This is a genomic window from Geodermatophilus siccatus, assembly GCF_900103785.1.
Classification (GTDB): domain Bacteria; phylum Actinomycetota; class Actinomycetes; order Mycobacteriales; family Geodermatophilaceae; genus Geodermatophilus; species Geodermatophilus siccatus.
In genome coordinates this window covers 150,399-166,481 of the sequence record NZ_FNHE01000006.1, presented here as the reverse complement: position 1 = coordinate 166,481, position 16,083 = coordinate 150,399, and the positions used below count along the sequence as shown (strand labels likewise).

17 protein-coding genes are annotated in these 16,083 nt (G+C 77.2%); 7 read left to right on the top strand and 10 right to left on the bottom strand.

Features of this window, described 5'->3' with window-relative positions:
- Positions 1-225 precede the first annotated feature (225 nt).
- Positions 226-1,170, bottom strand: coding sequence for a cobalamin biosynthesis protein (locus tag BLS21_RS13050; RefSeq protein WP_245700382.1), 945 nt, complete (start codon positions 1,168-1,170; stop codon positions 226-228).
- Positions 1,171-1,225: 55 nt separating this feature from the next.
- On the opposite strand from BLS21_RS13050, the gene def reads away from it, so the two are divergent.
- From def to cobM, 3 genes are all read left to right on the top strand, one after another.
- Positions 1,226-1,783: a peptide deformylase gene (gene def / locus BLS21_RS13045; protein ID WP_091218827.1), complete on the top strand. Its 558-nt coding sequence runs from the start codon at positions 1,226-1,228 to the stop codon at positions 1,781-1,783.
- 86 nt (positions 1,784-1,869) lie between these two features.
- Complete coding sequence (cbiE, locus tag BLS21_RS13040; RefSeq protein ID WP_091218824.1) at positions 1,870-3,075, top strand: precorrin-6y C5,15-methyltransferase (decarboxylating) subunit CbiE; 1,206 nt, start codon at positions 1,870-1,872, stop codon at positions 3,073-3,075.
- A gap of 172 nt (positions 3,076-3,247) precedes the next feature.
- Positions 3,248-3,991 (top strand): precorrin-4 C(11)-methyltransferase, encoded by a 744-nt coding sequence (gene cobM, locus BLS21_RS13030; protein ID WP_091218818.1) that lies wholly within the window; start codon positions 3,248-3,250, stop codon positions 3,989-3,991.
- Here the strand turns inward: cobM and BLS21_RS13025 are convergent.
- The gene (locus BLS21_RS13025) at positions 3,988-5,079 is read right to left on the bottom strand and encodes a cobalt-precorrin-5B (C(1))-methyltransferase (protein WP_091218815.1); all 1,092 of its coding nucleotides are present in this window, start codon (positions 5,077-5,079) and stop codon (positions 3,988-3,990) included. The genes cobM and BLS21_RS13025 overlap by 4 nt on opposite strands.
- Before the next feature lie 26 nt (positions 5,080-5,105).
- Here BLS21_RS13025 and BLS21_RS13020 point away from each other — a divergent pair, with 26 nt between their 5' ends.
- A complete protein-coding gene (locus tag BLS21_RS13020; protein ID WP_091218812.1) occupies positions 5,106-5,870 on the top strand; it encodes a cobalt-precorrin-6A reductase in 765 nt (254 codons plus the stop codon).
- On the opposite strand, the gene BLS21_RS13015 is transcribed toward BLS21_RS13020, so the two are convergent.
- On the bottom strand, positions 5,821-6,207 hold the full coding sequence (locus tag BLS21_RS13015) for a hypothetical protein (protein ID WP_091218809.1): 387 nt from the start codon (positions 6,205-6,207) through the stop codon (positions 5,821-5,823). The genes BLS21_RS13020 and BLS21_RS13015 overlap by 50 nt on opposite strands.
- Before the next feature lie 311 nt (positions 6,208-6,518).
- Here BLS21_RS13015 and BLS21_RS13010 point away from each other — a divergent pair, with 311 nt between their 5' ends.
- Positions 6,519-7,010, top strand: coding sequence for an FBP domain-containing protein (locus BLS21_RS13010; RefSeq protein ID WP_091218807.1), 492 nt, complete (start codon positions 6,519-6,521; stop codon positions 7,008-7,010).
- A 38-nt stretch (positions 7,011-7,048) separates the two neighbouring features.
- Here BLS21_RS13010 and BLS21_RS13005 read toward each other — a convergent pair whose 3' ends face one another.
- The 6 genes from BLS21_RS13005 to BLS21_RS12980 form a co-directional block, all read right to left on the bottom strand.
- Positions 7,049-8,347: an MFS transporter gene (locus BLS21_RS13005; RefSeq protein WP_245700381.1), complete on the bottom strand. Its 1,299-nt coding sequence runs from the start codon at positions 8,345-8,347 to the stop codon at positions 7,049-7,051.
- A gap of 58 nt (positions 8,348-8,405) precedes the next feature.
- Entirely contained in the window at positions 8,406-9,575 is a 1,170-nt protein-coding gene (gene mftD, locus BLS21_RS13000; protein WP_091218804.1) for a pre-mycofactocin synthase MftD, read from the bottom strand.
- 183 nt (positions 9,576-9,758) lie between these two features.
- A complete protein-coding gene (locus BLS21_RS12995) occupies positions 9,759-11,279 on the bottom strand; it encodes a precorrin-2 C(20)-methyltransferase (RefSeq protein WP_091218802.1) in 1,521 nt (506 codons plus the stop codon).
- Complete coding sequence (locus tag BLS21_RS12990) at positions 11,276-11,896, bottom strand: precorrin-8X methylmutase (protein WP_091219198.1); 621 nt, start codon at positions 11,894-11,896, stop codon at positions 11,276-11,278. The genes BLS21_RS12995 and BLS21_RS12990 overlap by 4 nt, the downstream gene beginning before the upstream one ends.
- On the bottom strand, positions 11,896-13,122 hold the full coding sequence (gene cobG / locus BLS21_RS12985; protein ID WP_091218799.1) for a precorrin-3B synthase: 1,227 nt from the start codon (positions 13,120-13,122) through the stop codon (positions 11,896-11,898). Before cobG ends, BLS21_RS12990 begins: the two co-directional genes overlap by 1 nt.
- Before the next feature lie 91 nt (positions 13,123-13,213).
- Positions 13,214-13,909 (bottom strand): DUF4383 domain-containing protein, encoded by a 696-nt coding sequence (locus BLS21_RS12980; protein ID WP_091218797.1) that lies wholly within the window; start codon positions 13,907-13,909, stop codon positions 13,214-13,216.
- Between the two features lie 127 nt (positions 13,910-14,036).
- Between BLS21_RS12980 and BLS21_RS12975 the strand changes: the two genes are divergently transcribed.
- Positions 14,037-14,357 (top strand): tetratricopeptide repeat protein, encoded by a 321-nt coding sequence (locus tag BLS21_RS12975; protein WP_091218794.1) that lies wholly within the window; start codon positions 14,037-14,039, stop codon positions 14,355-14,357.
- Positions 14,358-14,405: 48 nt separating this feature from the next.
- Here BLS21_RS12975 and BLS21_RS12970 read toward each other — a convergent pair whose 3' ends face one another.
- Positions 14,406-15,278 carry a helix-turn-helix domain-containing protein gene (locus BLS21_RS12970; protein WP_091218791.1) on the bottom strand — a complete coding sequence of 291 codons (873 nt, stop codon included), beginning with the start codon at positions 15,276-15,278 and terminating at the stop codon, positions 14,406-14,408.
- Between BLS21_RS12970 and BLS21_RS12965 the strand changes: the two genes are divergently transcribed.
- Positions 15,195-16,064, top strand: coding sequence for a TIGR04222 domain-containing membrane protein (locus BLS21_RS12965; protein WP_342705747.1), 870 nt, complete (start codon positions 15,195-15,197; stop codon positions 16,062-16,064). The genes BLS21_RS12970 and BLS21_RS12965 overlap by 84 nt on opposite strands.
- Positions 16,065-16,083: the final 19 nt, after the last annotated feature.

Below are 16,083 nucleotides of genomic sequence, written 5' to 3'. Positions count from 1 at the left end.
CTGGAGTGCCACCGGGCCCAGGCCCGGCCGGAGCGCCGCCGGCCGTGGGTTCGACCTCCGCGTTGCGCCGGTGCCGTGGGGTCACCGGCCGCTCCGTGTCACCGGACGGTACGACCTCCGGGAGCGACACGCCCGTCCGTCGGTACCGGTCCGCTGCGCGACCCCGCGTGTCCCCGTGCGCCGTGCCGTGGAGGTTGCACAGCGCGGTCGCCTCCTGTCGCTCCGTCAGCGGCGGGGCAGCGTCCGGGCCGCGGCGGCGAGCGCGGCAGCCGCGGTCCACACCGCGCGGGAGAGCCGCACGGCGCGCGGGACGTCGGAGGCCGCGGGCGTCCGGCCGTCGCCGAGCGCGGGACGGTCCTCCACCCGGCTGCCGTAGACGTTGCGGCCGCCCAGCCGCAGGCCCAGGGCACCGGCCAGCGCCGCCTCGCACCGGCCGGCGTTCGGCGAGGGGTGGGCCGCGCCGTCGCGGCGCCACACCGTCCACGCGCCGCGGGGCGAGCCGCCGGCCAGCGGCGCGGTCGCCACGGTGAGCGCGGCGGTCAGCCGCGCGGGGGGCCAGTTGGCGACGTCGTCGGTGCGCGCGGCCGCCCAGCCGAAGCGGGCGTACCGCGGCGAGCGGTGCCCCACCATCGCGTCGAGGGTGTTGACCGCGCGGTACCCCAGCAGGCCGGGCAGCCCGGCGAGCGCGCCCCACACCAGCGGGGCGACGGCGGCGTCGGAGGTGTTCTCGGCGACCGACTCGACCGTGGCGCGGGCCAGCTCCGGGGCGTCGAGCGCGGCGGGGTCCCGGCCGGCCAGGGTGGGCAGCAGGGCGCGGGCGGCGGGCAGGTCCCCGGCATCGAGCGTGCGCGCCATCGCCGTCCCGGCCCGGCCCAGGGAGGTGCCGCCCAGCACCGCCCAGGTGGCGGCCGCGGTGACCAGCGTGCGGACGGCGGGCCGGCCGCGGGTGGCCCGGTCGAGGAGGACGCCCAGACCGGTCGCCGCGCCGGTCAGCAGGCCGGCGTACGCCGCCCCGGCCGCGCGGGAGTCCCGCCAGAGCGGGCGCTCCAGGGCCGCGGCCACCCGGCCGAACCCGGCCACCGGGTGCCACTGGCGCGGATCGGCCAGCAGCAGGTCGGCGGCGGCGCCGAGGGCCAGCCCCGCGGCGGTGGGCAGGTCGCGCGGGAACACGGGGTCCATCCTGGGCCCATCGGGCCGACCGGCGCCGTCCCTAGGATCCACGGTCATGCGCCTGCCCGGCCGTTACAGCGGCGTCGCCCGGCCGATCGTCACCTACGGCAGCAACCCGGTCCTGCACCGGCCGTGCGCGCCGGTGACCGAGTTCGGCAAGGACCTCCGCCGGCTGGTCCTCGACATGTTCGCCTCGATGGAAGCCGCCGACGGCGTGGGCCTGGCGGCCAACCAGATCGGCGTCGACGCGCGCGTCTTCGTCATCGACTGCCCGGACGCCGGTGGCGAGGACGTCGTCGGTTACGTGGTGAACCCGGAGCTGACGGTCCTGGAGCCGCAGGAGGGTGAGCCGGCCGAGGAGGTCACCGAGGAGGGCTGCCTGTCGGTGCCCGGCCCCTACGCCGAGCTGTCGCGGGCCTTCCGTGCCCGGGTGGACGGCGTCGACGCCGACGGCGTGCCGGTGTCGATCGAGGCGACCGGGATGGCCGCCCGCTGCCTGCAGCACGAGGTCGACCACCTCGACGGGACCGTCTACGTCGACCGGCTGCCGGCGGACCTGCGGGAGCGGCTGCTGGCGGAGGCCGCGGGCCCGGCGGGGGGACTGCCGGCGTGACGACAGCGAGCGAGCATCGCAGCGAGCGCCCGAGCCGACAGCGAGCGAGGAGCGCAGCGAGCGCGGAGTCGCGCCGGGGGGAGAGCGTGACGGAGGTGGTCGTCGTCGGCATCGGTGCCGACGGCTGGGACGGCCTCTCGCCGCGGGCCCGCCGGGCGGTCGAGGACGCCGACGTGCTGCGCGGCAGCGCCCGCCAGCTGGCCCTCGTGCCGGACGGCGTCCCCGCCGAGCGGGTGCCCTGGCCCTCGCCGATGGCCCCGGCCCTGGCCGGGCTGCTCGACGAGCACCCGGGCCGGCGGGTCGTGGTGCTGGCCAGCGGCGACCCGATGCTCTCCGGCGTCGGCACCTCGCTGGTCCGGCTGCACGGCGCGGGCGCGGTCGAGGTGCTCCCGCACCCGTCGTCGGTCACGCTGGCCTGCGCCCGGCTGGGCTGGGCGGTCGAGGAGACGCAGGTCGTGACCGTGGTCGGCCGGCCGGTCGAGCTGGTCGTGCCGCACGCCACCCCCGGCCGGCGGCTGCTGGTCCTCGGCTCGGACGGCGGCACCCCCGCGGCGGTCGCCCGGCTCCTGACCGCGCACGGCTACGGCGCCAGCCGGGTGGTCGCGCTGGCGCAGCTGGGCGGGCCGACCGAGCGGCGGTCCGCCGGCACCGCCGCGCAGTGGCCGTACCCGGAGACCGACCCGCTCGTCGTCACCGCCGTCGAGGTGGTCGCCGACCCCGGCACCGTGCCGCTGCCCCCCGTGCCGGGCCTCCCCGACGACGCGTACGCGCACGACGGCCAGCTGACCAAGCGCGACGTCCGCGCGGTCACCCTCGCCCGGCTCGCGCCGCTGCCCGGCCGGCTGCTGTGGGACGTCGGCGCCGGCGCGGGCTCCATCGGCATCGAGTGGATGCGGGTGCACCCCTCGTGCCGGGCGGTCGCGGTGGAGTCCGACGCCGCTCGCGCCCGGCGGGTCGGAGAGAACGCCGTGCGGCTCGGCGTCCCCGGGCTGCAGGTGGTCGAGGGCCGCGCGCCGGCCGCGCTCGACGGGCTGCCCGGGCCGGACGCGGTGTTCGTCGGCGGCGGGCTCACCGGCGAGGGGCTGCTGGAGACCTGCTGGGCCGCGCTGCGCCCGGGCGGCCGGCTGGTGGCCAACGCGGTGACCGTCGAGGGCGAGGCGGTGCTGGCCGCGTGGCGGTCGCGGGTCGGCGGCGAGCTGACCCGGCTGTCGGTCGCGCACGCGGCACCGGTCGGCGGCTACACCGGCTGGAGGCCCGCCATGCCCGTGACGATCTGGAGCGTGGTGAGGTGACGGTGTTCGTGGCCGCGAGGAGCGGCGCCCAGGCCCCCTGCAGGGGCCCGCTGCGAGCTCGCGAGCGGTGGGGGGCGGGGGGTCCTCCCACCGACGAGGGGCCGGACGCGCTCAGCGCAACGGGGGGACGGCACCTGGCCGCGGTGTCGTCCGGGAGGACGGCGGTGTCGTCGTGACCGTGTACTTCATCGGCGCCGGGCCCGGGGCGGCGGACCTGGTCACGCTGCGGGCGGCGCGGCTCATCGCGTCGGCGCCGGTCTGCCTCTACGCCGGTGCGCTGGTGCCGCGCGAGCTGCTCGACACCGCCCCGGCCGGCGCCCGGCTGGTCGACACCGCCGACCTCGACCTCGACCGGATCACCGCCGAGCTGGTGGCCGCGCACGAGGCCGGCCTGGACGTGGCCCGGCTGCACTCCGGCGACCCGTCGATCTACAGCGCCGTGGCCGAGCAGATGCGCCGGCTCGACGCCGCCGGGGTGCCCTACGAGGTCGTGCCCGGCGTCCCGGCGTTCGCCGCTGCGGCCGCGTCGCTCAAGCGGGAGCTGACCGTGCCGGGGGTGGGGCAGACCGTCGTCCTCACCCGGACCAGCGCCCGCTCCACCCCGATGCCGCCCGGCGAGGAGCTCGCCGCCTACGCGGCCACCGGCGCGACGCTGGTGCTGCACCTCGCCGTCCAGCGCATCGCCGAGCTCGCCCCCGAGCTGGCCGAGCACTACGGGGACGACGGCCCGGTCGCCGTGGTCGCCCGCGCCAGCCGGGACGACGAGCTGGTGCTGCGCGGCACGCTGGCCGACATCGCCGGGCAGGTCGAGGCGGCGGGCGTGCGGCGGACGGCGGTGGTGGTCGTGGGCCCGGTGCTCGCGGCGGCGGAGTTCCCCGACAGCCACCTGTACTCCACGGCCCGATGCCGGGGTTAGGCCCGGCCGACCACGGTGCCGGCCCGGTCGATCACCACCACGTCGACCTCGACCGGCGCCCCGCGGAGCACGCCGAGCGCCGTCCTGCGGGCGCCGGCGGCCACCAGGTCGCCCAGCGGCAGTCCGGCCGCCCGGCACTGCTGCAGCGCGTCGAGCGCGGTGTTCGCGCCGCGCACGCCCTCGACCAGCTCGGGCGCCCCGCCGGCGTCGCGGACCATCGCGGCCAGCGACTCCGTCGACACCTGCGAGCGGCCCGAGTGCAGGTCGAGGTGGCCGTCGGCGAGCTTGGCCAGCTTGCCGATCCCGCCGGCGACCGTCAGCCGGGGCACCGGGTGGCGGCGCAGGTACTTCAGCACCGCGCCGGCGAAGTCGCCCATGTCGAGCAGCGCGTCCTCCGGCAGCCCGTACAGCTCGGTGACCACCCGCTCGCTGGTCGAGCCGGTGCACCCGGCGACGTGCTGGTGGCCCGCGGCCCGCGCGACGTCGATGCCGCGGCGGATCGAGTCGATCCACGACGAGCACGAGTAGGGGACGACGACGCCCGTCGTCCCCAGGATCGACAGCCCGCCGAGGATGCCCAGCCGCGGGTTCCACGTCCTGCGGGCCAGCTCCGCCCCGTTCTCCACCGAGACCTCGACGAGGACGTCGCCGGTGCCGCCGTGCCGCGCGGCGACCGCGGCCACGTGCGCGCGGATGAACTGCCGGGGCATCGGGTTGATCGCCGGCTCGCCCACCGGGAGCGGGAGCCCGGGCTTGGTGACCGTCCCGACGCCCTCGCCGGCCCGGAAGAGGACCCCGCTGCCCGGCTCGCCCTGGCTCACCCGTGCCGAGACCAGCGCGCCGTGGGTGACGTCGGGGTCGTCGCCGGCGTCCTTGACCACGCCCACGGTCGCGGCGCCGTCCTCGAGCCGTTCGGTGGCCAGCGCGAACGACGGGTGCTTGTCATGGGGCAGGTCGATCTGCACCGGGTCGGGGAACTCACCGGTCAGCAGCGCGGTGTAGGCGGCGGCGGTGGCCGCGGTGGCGCAGGCGCCCGTCGTCCAGCCGTAGCGCAGCCCCGTGCTGCCCTCGCGCCCCGCCTCGGTCACCTGACCAGCATGCACGGGGCGGCTGCGTGAGCGGCCGGGTGCTGGTCCTGGGCGGGACGTCGGAGGCCCGGCGGCTCGCGGAGCGGCTCGTGGCCGAGGGCGTCGACGTGCTCAGCTCGCTGGCCGGCCGCGTCGCCGACCCGGTGCTGCCGCCCGGCGAGGTGCGGGTCGGCGGCTTCGGCGGGACGGCGGGCCTGGCGGCGGCGCTCGACGGCGTGGCCGCGCTGGTCGACGCCACCCACCCGTTCGCCGCCACCATGACCGCGCACGCGGCGGCCGCGGCCGCGGCGACCGGCACCCCGCTGCTGCGGCTGCAGCGCCCCGGCTGGACGGCGCAGCCCGGTGACGACTGGGCTTTCGTGGACTCCCTGGCCGACGCGGCGACGGCGGTGGCCGGCGCCCGCGTGGTGCTGCTGACCACCGGCCGTCAGGGCCTCGCCGCCTTCGCCGGGCTGAGCGCGCACTGCGTCGTCCGCTCGGTGGACCCGCCGGAGCCGCCGCTGCCGGCCCGGGCCACGGTGGTCCTCGCCCGCGGCCCGTTCACCGTCGAGGACGAGCGGGCGCTGATGACCGCGCACGGCGTCGACGTCCTCGTCACCAAGGACAGCGGCGGGCCGATGACCGCGGCCAAGCTCACCGCGGCCCGGGAGCTCGGCGTCCCCGTGGTGCTGGTCCGCCGCCCGCCGCTGCCCGAAGGGGTGCCGGTGGCCGCGACCGTCGAGGAGGCCGCGGCCTGGGTGCTCAGGGTGCGCGGAACGACCACGCGGTCAGCCACACCGCGCCCCCCGTGACCACCAGGGCCAGCGGGACGTGCACCGCGACCCCGTCGTGGCTGCCGAGCCACGCCTGGACGAAGGTGAGCACGAAGACCGCCGCCGCCAGCGCGGCGGGCCACCACACCCGCGTGCGCCGCCCGTGCAGCACCGTGGCGGCCAGCAGCAGCCCGGTGGTCACGTGCAGGGCGACGGCCCCGGCGCCGTGGCCCCCGAGGGCGTCCTCGCCGACGAGCATCCGGCCGGCGGAGAGGAACTGCCAGAACAGCACCAGCACCGACAGCACCGCGGCTGCCTGCACCGGCCGGAGCGTCGAGACGGGGGCTGCCACGGTGGTGTCGCGGGACCGGGTCATGCGGGCCTCCGGGGTCGGACGACGGCGGGGGTGGGTGCTTGAAGATCGAAGCAGCTGACCACGGTCCGCGCCAGGGGCTCGCCCCCCGCCTGGTCCTGTTCGACCTCGACGGCACGCTCGTGGACTCCACGCCCGGCATCCGGTCCTCGGTGCGGGCCGCGGGGCGTCCCCGAGCTGCTCGCCGACCCGGTCGACGCCGGCGCCACCCCCGCGGAGGTGCGGGCGGCTCTCCGGGAAATCGGCTGACGTTCCGTACGGTGCCGTGCAGGATCTCCGCCGGCGGTCCGACGACGACGAGGAGGAACAGCACGGTGCGCGCGCTGACGGAGAAGCAGGTGCGGCGGTCCTTCGTGAACTGCTCCCGCGGCGAGGCCGAGGCCATGACGCTGCCGCGCACCTTCGCGGAGACGCCGTGGGCGGAGCTCGTCGTCCTCGGCTGGCGAGACCCGAGGGCACCGCTGCGCGGCTACCTGGTGGTCGAGCGGGACGGCGGGCCGGTCGGCGTCGCCGTCCGCGCCGCTGACACCCGGATGTCCTCGGCGACGCCGGCGATGTGCCTGCTGTGCCAGACGGCGCAGTCGGGCAGCGACGTCTCGCTGTTCACCGCGCGGCGGGCGGGCGAGGCCGGCCGCAACGGCAACACGGTGGGCACCTACGTCTGCGCGGACCTGGCGTGTGCCCTCCGCGCGCGCAGCGAGATCCCGCCGTGGCTGCGGGAGCGCGACCCGGAGGAGGTCGCCGCCGAGCGCACCGCCGAGCTCGAGCAGCGGGTGCACGGGTTCCTGGACGCCGTCCTGCGCTGACCGCCGCCGGTCCCCCCAGGGGCTGGACGACCTCGGCCCTACAGCCGAGCGCGGCCCCCTTGCAGGGTCCCCGGCCCCGTCCCGGGGAGGACGGGGTCCTCCTCCGAGTGGGAGGACCCCGCAAGGGGGTCCTCCCGGGGCTCGGGACGGCGCTCGGCCGCGCGCCGCTGCCGCAGCAGCCCGGCCACCGCGGCCAGGGCCAGGACGATCACGGCCACCCCGTACACCGCGGCGGTCGGCCGCAGCCCCACCGCGCCCGAGGCCAGCCCGGCGGCGACGGCCGGGATGCTGAAGGCCAGGTAGCCGACGACGAAGACGCTGGAGAGCAGCCCGCCGCGCTCGCCGGGCGCGACGCCGGCGGTCACGGTGGCCATGGCACCGAGGAAGGCCGCACCGAAGCCGAACCCGGACACCGCGGCGGCGGCGAAGAACAGCGCGGCGCTGCCGGTGGCCAGCGAGACGATGGTGCCGCTGACGCCCGCGGCGAACACCAGGCAGCCGGTGGTCATCGCGGTGTGCGGTGCCGCGTTGCGCATGGTGGTGCTGCCGACGGCGCCCATGCCCTGCATGGCCACGATGACCAGGCTGCCGACGAGGTGGTCCTCGAGGCCGAAGACGCCGGCGGCCACGGACGGTCCCAGCGAGAGGTAGAGGCCGCCCAGCGCCCACATCGCCACTAGGCACGGCGCCGCGACGAGGAACGCCGCCCGCTGGGCGGCGGGCACGTGCACCCGTGGCCACAGCGAGGCCAGGGCGCCCGGGGTCCGCGGCGAGGACTCCGGCAGCACCAGGACCACCCCTGCGGCGACGGCGAACAGCACGGTCAGCGTGCCGAAGACCCAGTCGGTCGGCGCGGGGACGAGGTCGACCGCCAGCCCGGCGCTGACCGCGCCGAGGGCGAGGGCGAACCCCGGGGAGGCGCTGTTGACCAGGGCGCCGAGGGGGCGGTCGCTGCGCTGGTGGTCCAGCAGGGTCGCGCCCAGGGCGCCGGTCAGGCTGCCGACCGACAGGCCCTGCACCACCCGCGCGGCCAGCAGCCAGCCCACCGAGTCGGCGGCCCAGAACAGCGCCATGGCGACGACCTGCAGCAGCATCCCGGCGACGATGACCGGCCGCCGTCCCAGGTGGTCCGAGAGCGCGCCGACCACCAGCAGCGTGGCGAGCAGCGCGAGGGCGTAGATGCCGAAGACCGTCGTCAGCACGCCGGCGGAGAAGCCGAAGCGCTCCTGGTAGACGCGGTAGAGCGGCGACGGGACGCCGGACGCGGCGAGGACCAGGACGAGCAGCGCGGCCGCCGTCCAGAACGAGACGGCGCGGGACGCGCGGCGGGCGGGCACGCAACAGCGCAAGCCCGCCCGTCGCGTCCGCATTCCCGTCGGTGGGCGCGCGGGCCGCTCAGTCGCGGGTGAAGTCCGGCGGCAGGACGACGTCCTCGCGGGTCAGGTCGTGCACCGAGGCCTTGCCCAGCCCCAGCAGCGCCTCGTCGATGCCCTGCCGGATGATCGCGAGGACGTTCTGGACGCCGCGCTCGCCGTTCGCGGCCATGCCCCACAGGTAGGCGCGGCCGATCATCACCGCCCTGGCGCCCAGGGCCATCGCCTTGACGACGTCGGCGCCGCGGCGCACCCCGCCGTCCATGAGCACCTCGACCTGGTCGCCGACCGCGTCAACCACCCCGGGCAGCGAGCGGATCGCCCCGGGCGTGCCGTCGAGGTTGTTGCCGCCGTGCGTGGAGACGGAGATGGCGCTGACGCCGGCGTCGACCGCGCGGCGGGCGTCGTCGGGGCGGGTGATCCCCTTGAGCATGAACGGTCCGCCCCACTGCTCGCGCAGCCAGGCGACGTCCTCCCAGGTGGGCAGCGGGGTGCCCATCCACTGGCCGTAGGCGCCGAAGAAGTTCGGCGGCTCCTCCCCGCCGAGCGCCAGGTTCGGGACGGTGAGCTCGGGGATGGAGCCCGACCGCAGGTAGGTCGCCAGCCAGCGCGGCTTGCGCACGACCTCGGGGGCGAACTTCAGCGCGTTCCTCACGTCGATCTTCTCGGGGATGGGCGGGCTGCCCCAGTCGCGGCGGGAGGCGAACGACCAGTCCAGCGTCATGATCAGGCCCTTGGCGCCCGCGGCCCGCGCCCGCTCCGCGCGGGCGAGGATCGTCTCGCGCGAGCCGACCCAGTACATCTGGAAGAACAGCTTCTGCTGGGCCGCGCCGACCTCCTCGACCGACTTGCTGGCGAAGGAGGACAGGCCCATCGCGACGTCCTGGGCCGCGGCCGCGCGGGCCACCGCCACCTCGCCGTCGGGGTGCACCGCCTGCACGCCGGTGGGGGAGACCAGCACCGGCATGCTGACCTCCTGGCCCATCACCGTGGTCGCCGTGTCCCGCTTGGCGGGCAGGTCGGCGACGTGCGGGCGCCAGGCGATCTCGTCGAAGGCGGCGACGTTGTCGTTCGCCGTCAGCCCCTTCTCGGTCCCGGCCACCAGCGCCAGGTAGACCGACCGCGGCAGCCGCTTCCTCGCGCGGTGCTGGGCCTCCTCGACGGTCTCGAACCAGTCCTTGGTGCTCGCCATGGGAGCCCCTCCCGCGATCGCCCGGTCATCAGCGCCGTCCCGCCCACGGTGACGTGCGCCACGTCGCGGGTCATCGTGCCAGGCGTGGCACTGAGTGTCACGACTCCGGCCGGTTGGGGGGGTGCGGCCCCGTCCCGGGCCCCGTCCTGAGCCTGCGAGGGGTGGGGAGGAGGGGGTCCTCGCTCAGGAAGGGCGCGCGTCCGGGTGCGTGCGGGGGCTGTAGACCGCGCCGGTGGCGCTGACCCGGGTCTGCGACGAGCCGACGATCACGCAGCAGCGCATGTCGACGGTCTGCGGGTCGAGCTCGCCGAGGGTGGTGACCCGGATGCTCTCCTCGGGGCCCCCGACGTCCCGGCCGACGACGACCACCGTGTCGGGCTTGCGGCCCTCCAGCAGCACCTGCTGGGCCTCCGCGAGCTGGTGCGGCCGGGCCCTGGACCGCGGGTTGTAGAGCGCGAGCACCAGGTCGGCGGCCGACGCGTGCCGCAGCCGCTCGACGACGACGTCCCACGGCTTGCGGACGTCGGAGAGGCTGACCACGCAGAAGTCGTGACCCAGCGGCGCACCGACCCGGGCCGCGACGGCCTGCGCGGCGGTCAGGCCGGGCAGCACCCGCACCGGGACGTCGCGGTACTCGGGCCGCTCGGCGACCTCGAGCACCGCGGCGGCCATGGCGAAGACGCCGGGGTCGCCGCTGGAGACGACCGCGACCCGCCGTCCCGACCGCGCCAGGTCGAGGGCGTGCGCGGCGCGCTCGGCCTCGACCCGGTTGTCGCTGGGGTGGCGGGTCTGCCGCGGGTTGGCCGGCACCCGGTCCAGGTAGGGGCCGTAGCCGACCAGGTCGTCGGCGGCGGCCAGCGCCTCGGCGGCCTCCGGGGTGGTCCAGCAGCGGTCGCCCGGGCCGAGGCCGACGACGACGACCCCGCCGGTGCGGGGCGGGGCGTCCCCGGACCTCTCGGGTCCGGCGGTCGGGTCGGTCAGCGGGCTGGGCAGCAGGGCGAGGGAGAAGTAGGGGACGGTCGCCGGGTCGACGTCGGCCAGCGGCATCGTGCGCTGCCGGTCGGTGCTGGCCCGCTCGACGTAGAGGGCCCGGTCGAGCACCCCCGCGGCGTCGAACGCCTCGCGCACGTTGCCGAACGTGCGGCCCAGCTTCATCACGGCAGCGGCGTCCGTGGTGGCCAGCCACTCGGCGAGCTCCTCGGCGGGCAGCGTGCCGGGCAGCACGGTGAGCACCTCGTCGCGCTCGACCAGCGGCCGGCCGACCGCCGCGGCGGCGCCGCTGACGCTGGTCACACCGGGCACCACCTCGGTCGGGTACCGGGAGGCCAGCCGCTTGTGCATGTGCATGTAGGAGCCGTAGAAGAACGGGTCGCCCTCGGCGAGGACGACGACGTCGCGGCCGGCGTCCAGGTGCGCGGCGAGCCGGGCCGCGGCCGCCTCGTAGAACTCGTCGATCGCGCCCTGGTAGCCGCCGGGGTGGTCGGTCGTCTCGGTGGTCACCGGGTAGACCAGCAGCTCCTCGACCTGACCCTCCCGCAGGTAGGGCGCGGCCACCGCGCGGGCGACCGAGCGGCCGTGCCGGGCGGCGTGGAAGGCGACGACGTCGGCGGCGGCGATGAGCCGGGCGGCCTTGACGGTCACCAGCTCGGGGTCGCCGGGACCGAGGCCGACCCCGTACAGACGGCCGGTGCGGGGCCCGGTCACTCGACGTCGCTCGCGATCGCGTTGACCGCCGCCGCCGTGATGGCGCTGCCGCCGCGCCGGCCGCGGACCACCAGGTGCTCGAGGTCGGAGGCGGCCAGGGCGTCCTTGGACTCCACCGCCCCGATGAAGCCGACCGGGATGCCGAGGACGGCGGCCGGGCGCGGCGCCCCGGCGGCGACCATCTCCAGCAGGTGGAACAGCGCGGTCGGCGCGTTGCCGATGGCGACCACCGCGCCGTCCAGCCGGTCGCGCCACAGCTCGAGCGCTGCGGCGGTGCGGGTGGTGCCGAGGTCGGCGGCCAGGCCCGGGGTGCGCGGGTCGTTGAGCGTGCAGACGACCTCGTTGTCCTTCGGCAGCCGCCGCCGGGTGACGCCCGAGGCGACCATCTCCGCGTCGCACAGCACCGGGGCGCCGGCGTCCAGTGCCTCGCGGGCCCGGACGACGACGTCGGGGGAGAAGGCGAGGTCCTCGACCAGGTCCACCTGACCGCAGGCGTGCACCATCCGCACCGCGACGCGGGCGACGTCCTCGGGCAGGCCGGCCAGGTCGGCCTCGGCGCGGATCGTGGCGAACGAGCGCCGGTAGATCTCCGCGCCGTCCTTCTCGTACTCGTACATCAGCTCCACCCGACTCGGTATCCGGTCCCGGTCGCCACCACGTCGACGACCTCGCCGCGGGGACGGCCGCAGCGGCGCTCGCACCCGGCCCAGTGCTGGCGGGCACCGCCCGCCGGCAGTGTGCCGTCCGCCACGGCCCGGGCGGCGTCGGCGCGGACGTCGGCCAGCGACTTCGCGCACCCCGGCCGGCCCGCGCAGGCGGTCACCCTGGTCCAGGCGCTGTCCGCGTCGAGCACCATGCCGGTCCGGTGCAGGGCGGCGGCCGCGTCGTCGACGGCGTGCTCGGCCAGGCCGGGGACGACGACGCTGCGCCACGGCGTCAGCTGCACCTCGTCGGCGAGGCGGGCCAGCAGGTCGGCCTGCTCCGCGGAGAGCCGGCCGAGCGGGACGACGGCGGCGAGGGCGGTCCGTCCGTCGTCCTGCCGGGTGGTGCCCACGGGGGTCCCGACGAGTGGGGAGCCGGAGGCTCCCCCGAGGAGGGACGGCAGGGGCTCCGCGCAGCGGGGGGACGGCACGTGGCCGCGGTGTCGTCCGGAGGACGACGGTGTGATCCTGCCGGCCACTCGCTCGGGGCCGCCGGCCAACTCCGCGAGCCGCCAGCAGGTGCCGCCCTGGGCGGCGCGCTCGTCGAGGAACGCACGGGTGGCGGCGAGGGCGAGCGCGACCGCGTCGTCCGGGTGGGCGCGCCACCCGGAGTCGGTGCCGGCCAGGGTCAGGGCGACCTCGGCGGGGGAGAGGGCGAGCAGGCCGACGTCCCCACCGAGGCCGGCCACGTCGCCGCGGCCGTCGTCGAGCGTGGCGAGGTACCGGCCCGGCAGCGCGGCGAGCGCGGGGTCGGCGCAGATCCCGGCGTCCAGCGCACGCACCCACGGCCGGACGTCGACGTGCCCGCCGGCCCAGCCGGTCAGTGCGCTGGCCAGCACGTTGCGCACCCGCTCGTGCGACGCGCTGGGCAGCAGGCCGACGGCGGCGAGCCGGTCGCCGAGCTCGGCCTCCGCGCCGCCGGCCAGGCCGCGCAGCTGCACGTTGCCCCGGCTGGTGAGCTCCAGCGCCCCGTCGCCGAGGTCGCGCGCGGCGGCCGCGAGCGCCCGCAGCTGGCCGCCGGTCAGCAGGCCGCCGGGGACCCGCACCCGGGCCAGCGCACCGTCGGCGGCGGCGTGGGTCTGCAGCGCGCCGGGGCACGCGTCGGCCCGGAGGCGGGCGGCGGCGGGGGTGCGGGCGGTCATGGCGGAGGCGAGGGTACTGAAAGGACCTCGCTGCCCCCCGCCCCTCGCTCCGCCCGGGCCGGGACCCTGCAGCGAGGCCGGTGTGGCGCGGTCAGCCGAGCCGGCGTGCCTGGTCGAAGGACATCCACACCCGGCGGCGGTCGCCCCGGCTGTGCACCTGCGCCATGGCCGCCACCCGGCGCCGCTGGTCGTCGGTGCCGGCGTGCAGGGCGACGGCGCGCTCGGCCTCGCGCATCGCCTGCTCCGCGGCGACCTCTTCCGGTGTCGACGGCAGGTCGTCGTCCTCCTCCTCCGCCAGCGCGTGCGGGTGGGCGTACGGGCTGTCCTCCGGCAGGTGGCCGCTGATCCGGCCGTAGGCGCCGAGCGTGAGCAGGAGCAGGCCGACGACGACGGAGAACACGACGTTCTCGAACTCGAACGCCAGGATGTTGAAGGAGGTCCGCAGCACCGCCAGGTTGACCAGGGCGGAGAGCAGGAACAGCGAGCCGGCGACGATCATGATCGTCGAGGTGATCCGCGGGCTGCGCGCAGCGGCGATCAGCAGGACGACCGCCATGACCACCGAGATGGTCGACAGCAGGCCGTTGGAGGACAGGCCGAGGATGCGCTCGCCCTCGGTGGAGAAGTAGTCCAGGCCGCCGGCGAAGCCGAGGAGACCGAAGACCAGGAGCACGAGCGCCACCAGGACGGCGCCGGTGCGTTGGACGGCGTACACGCGGGCGCCGGGGCCTGGGCGCTCCTCGCTGGTGTCGGCCGTGCGGTGCGAGAGGTGCGGTCGCAGTGCCATGGGGACTCCCGGGTGAGTGTGACGGTGCTCATTGTTCCCCCGCTGACCCTCGTTGGATGCACTACAACGACGTGGGTTCGTGGTCTTTCCGCGGGAAGCCGCGGCGGGGGCGGTGGGTTGTCCTGGCATGACCCAGCGCGACCTGCACTCGGAGTTCCTCCGCGCGGACCTCTTCCTCGCGATGGGGCAGCCGATCGAGGCGGCGCGCCTGCTCGAGCCGCTCGTCGAGGCCGAGCCGGCCAACGAGGCCGCCCTCGAGCTCCTGGCCCGCGCCTACTTCGGCTCCGCCCAGCTGACGAGGGCGGAGGACGCGCTGACCCGGCTGGTGGAGATGGCCCCGGCCAACGGCTGGGCGCGCCGGGCGCTGGCCCGCACGCTGGAGCGGCAGAGCCGGCCGGGCGAGGCGGTGGCGCACCACCGGGTGGCCGACGCCCTCGGCGCCGCGTGAGCGAGGACCCCGTCCCGGGCCCACCCTCCGCGGACCCGCCTGGTCCGGCTACCGGCCGGCGGCCAGGCGCCGGATCAGCCGGACCGACGCGTCGGGATCCAAGGCCATCTCGGTGAGCAGCTCGAACGCGCGCCCGTAGCGGTGCACCTCCGCCTCCCCGTCGACGAAGGCGATCCGCGTCTTGTTCTCCAGGTAGACGACGTCCGGCGTCCCGGTGGCGCGCGACTCGAGGGCGGAGAACGAGCCCGCGGTCACCGGCGGCAGCCCGGCGTCGAACGGCAGCACCTGCAGGGTGACGTTCGGCCGGCCGGCCACCTCGGCGAGCCACTCCAGCTGACCGCGCAGCACCGCCGCGCCGTCGAGCGTCCCGGGCGCGCCCGCGGTGCGGTGGAGCACCGACTCGTCGAGCACCGCCCACAGCTGCATCGGGTCGGCCGCGTCGAGGACCTCCTGCCGCCGCCGGCAGACCTGCACCCGGCGCTCGACCTCGGGCGGTGCGGGCCGCTCCCAGGTGGAGAGCACGACCTGGCGCACGTAGTCCGGGGTCTGCAGCAGCGCGTGCGGCACCAGCGCGCCGAAGCAGCGCAGCGCCCGGGACCCCGCCTCCAGCCGGATGAGGTTGGCGTACCCCGGGGACAGCGTGTCGGCGTAGGCGTCCCACCAGCCGCGCGGCCGGGCCGAGGGTGCCAGCCGGCGCAGCAGGTCGGCCTGCGCGTCGGGGACCCGGTACAGCTCGAGCAGCCGGTCCAGGTCGTGGGCGGCGATGCCGATCCGCGCCGTCTCGATCCGCGACACCTTCGACGGCGACCACCCGAGGCGCGCGGCGACGTCCTTGGCGTGCAGCTGTGCGTCCGTGCGCAGCTGGCGCAGCTCGCGCGCCAGCCGCCGCTCCCGCACCGACGGGGTGTCCCGGTCCACCACGGCCGGACGATAGCCACCCCGTGCAATCGTGCAAGCACGCTCGCGGACGGCGGGTGGGACGTGCGACCGTCGGCGTGCGGCCGCAGCCCCTCTCGATCCTCGACGCGAAGGACGACGGACATGACCGGAACGCACGTCCCCCTCCTCGGCTCCGACCTGTACGAGGTCGCCTACCTGGCCGGCGGACCGCGCCGGGCCGTCGAGGCCGCGGTGGTGGCCCTCGTCGAGGACGGGCGCCTGCGGGTCACCCGCGCCACCGGCGAGCTGCACGTGGTCGACCCCCACCGCAGGCACCCCGTCGAGGCCGCGGTGCTGGACGCCGCCGGTCCGCGTGCCCGCCGGTCGATCGACGGGATCGCCTGGCGGGTGCGCACCGACGCCCGGCTGGCCGCACTCGCCGACGGGCTGCAGCAGGCCGGGCTGGTGTCCCGGCGCGGTGGCGTGCACGCCACGGCCGAGCGGGCCTGGACGGCGCTCGGGCTGACCCGCGCGGGCCGGCGGGAGCTGCGCCGGCTGCGGTCCGCCCCAGCGGTCGTCGGCCGCGCCGAGGCGCTCGCCGTGGCGCTGGGCGGCCCGGGCGCCTGGGCGGACGCCGAGCGGCGGGCCGCCGACTTCGCCCCGCCCCGGCCCTGCGTGCCGACGACCCCGGGCCCCAGCGTCCGCGAGGTCCGCCGCAGCCACTCCGGGGTGTACGCCCACGGCGCCGGGGCGGGCTGGGTCGGCGCGGGCTGGGGCGGTGGCTTCGGCGGCGACTGCGGTGGCGGCGGTGACGGCGGGGGCTGCTGACCCGGCTCAGCCGGCCGGG

Bases quoted from the DNA above. Each gene is read 5' to 3' on its own strand.
- BLS21_RS13015 (WP_091218809.1), bottom strand. From the start codon at position 6,207: ATGACCCGGTCCCGCGACACCACCGTGGCAGCCCCCGTCTCGACGCTC.
- def (WP_091218827.1), top strand. From the start codon at position 1,226: ATGCGCCTGCCCGGCCGTTACAGCGGCGTCGCCCGGCCGATCGTCACC.
- mftD (WP_091218804.1), bottom strand. From the start codon at position 9,575: ATGGCGAGCACCAAGGACTGGTTCGAGACCGTCGAGGAGGCCCAGCAC.
- BLS21_RS12975 (WP_091218794.1), top strand. From the start codon at position 14,037: ATGACCCAGCGCGACCTGCACTCGGAGTTCCTCCGCGCGGACCTCTTC.
- cobG (WP_091218799.1), bottom strand. From the start codon at position 13,122: ATGACCGCCCGCACCCCCGCCGCCGCCCGCCTCCGGGCCGACGCGTGC.
- BLS21_RS12990 (WP_091219198.1), bottom strand. From the start codon at position 11,896: ATGTACGAGTACGAGAAGGACGGCGCGGAGATCTACCGGCGCTCGTTC.
- BLS21_RS12980 (WP_091218797.1), bottom strand. From the start codon at position 13,909: ATGGCACTGCGACCGCACCTCTCGCACCGCACGGCCGACACCAGCGAG.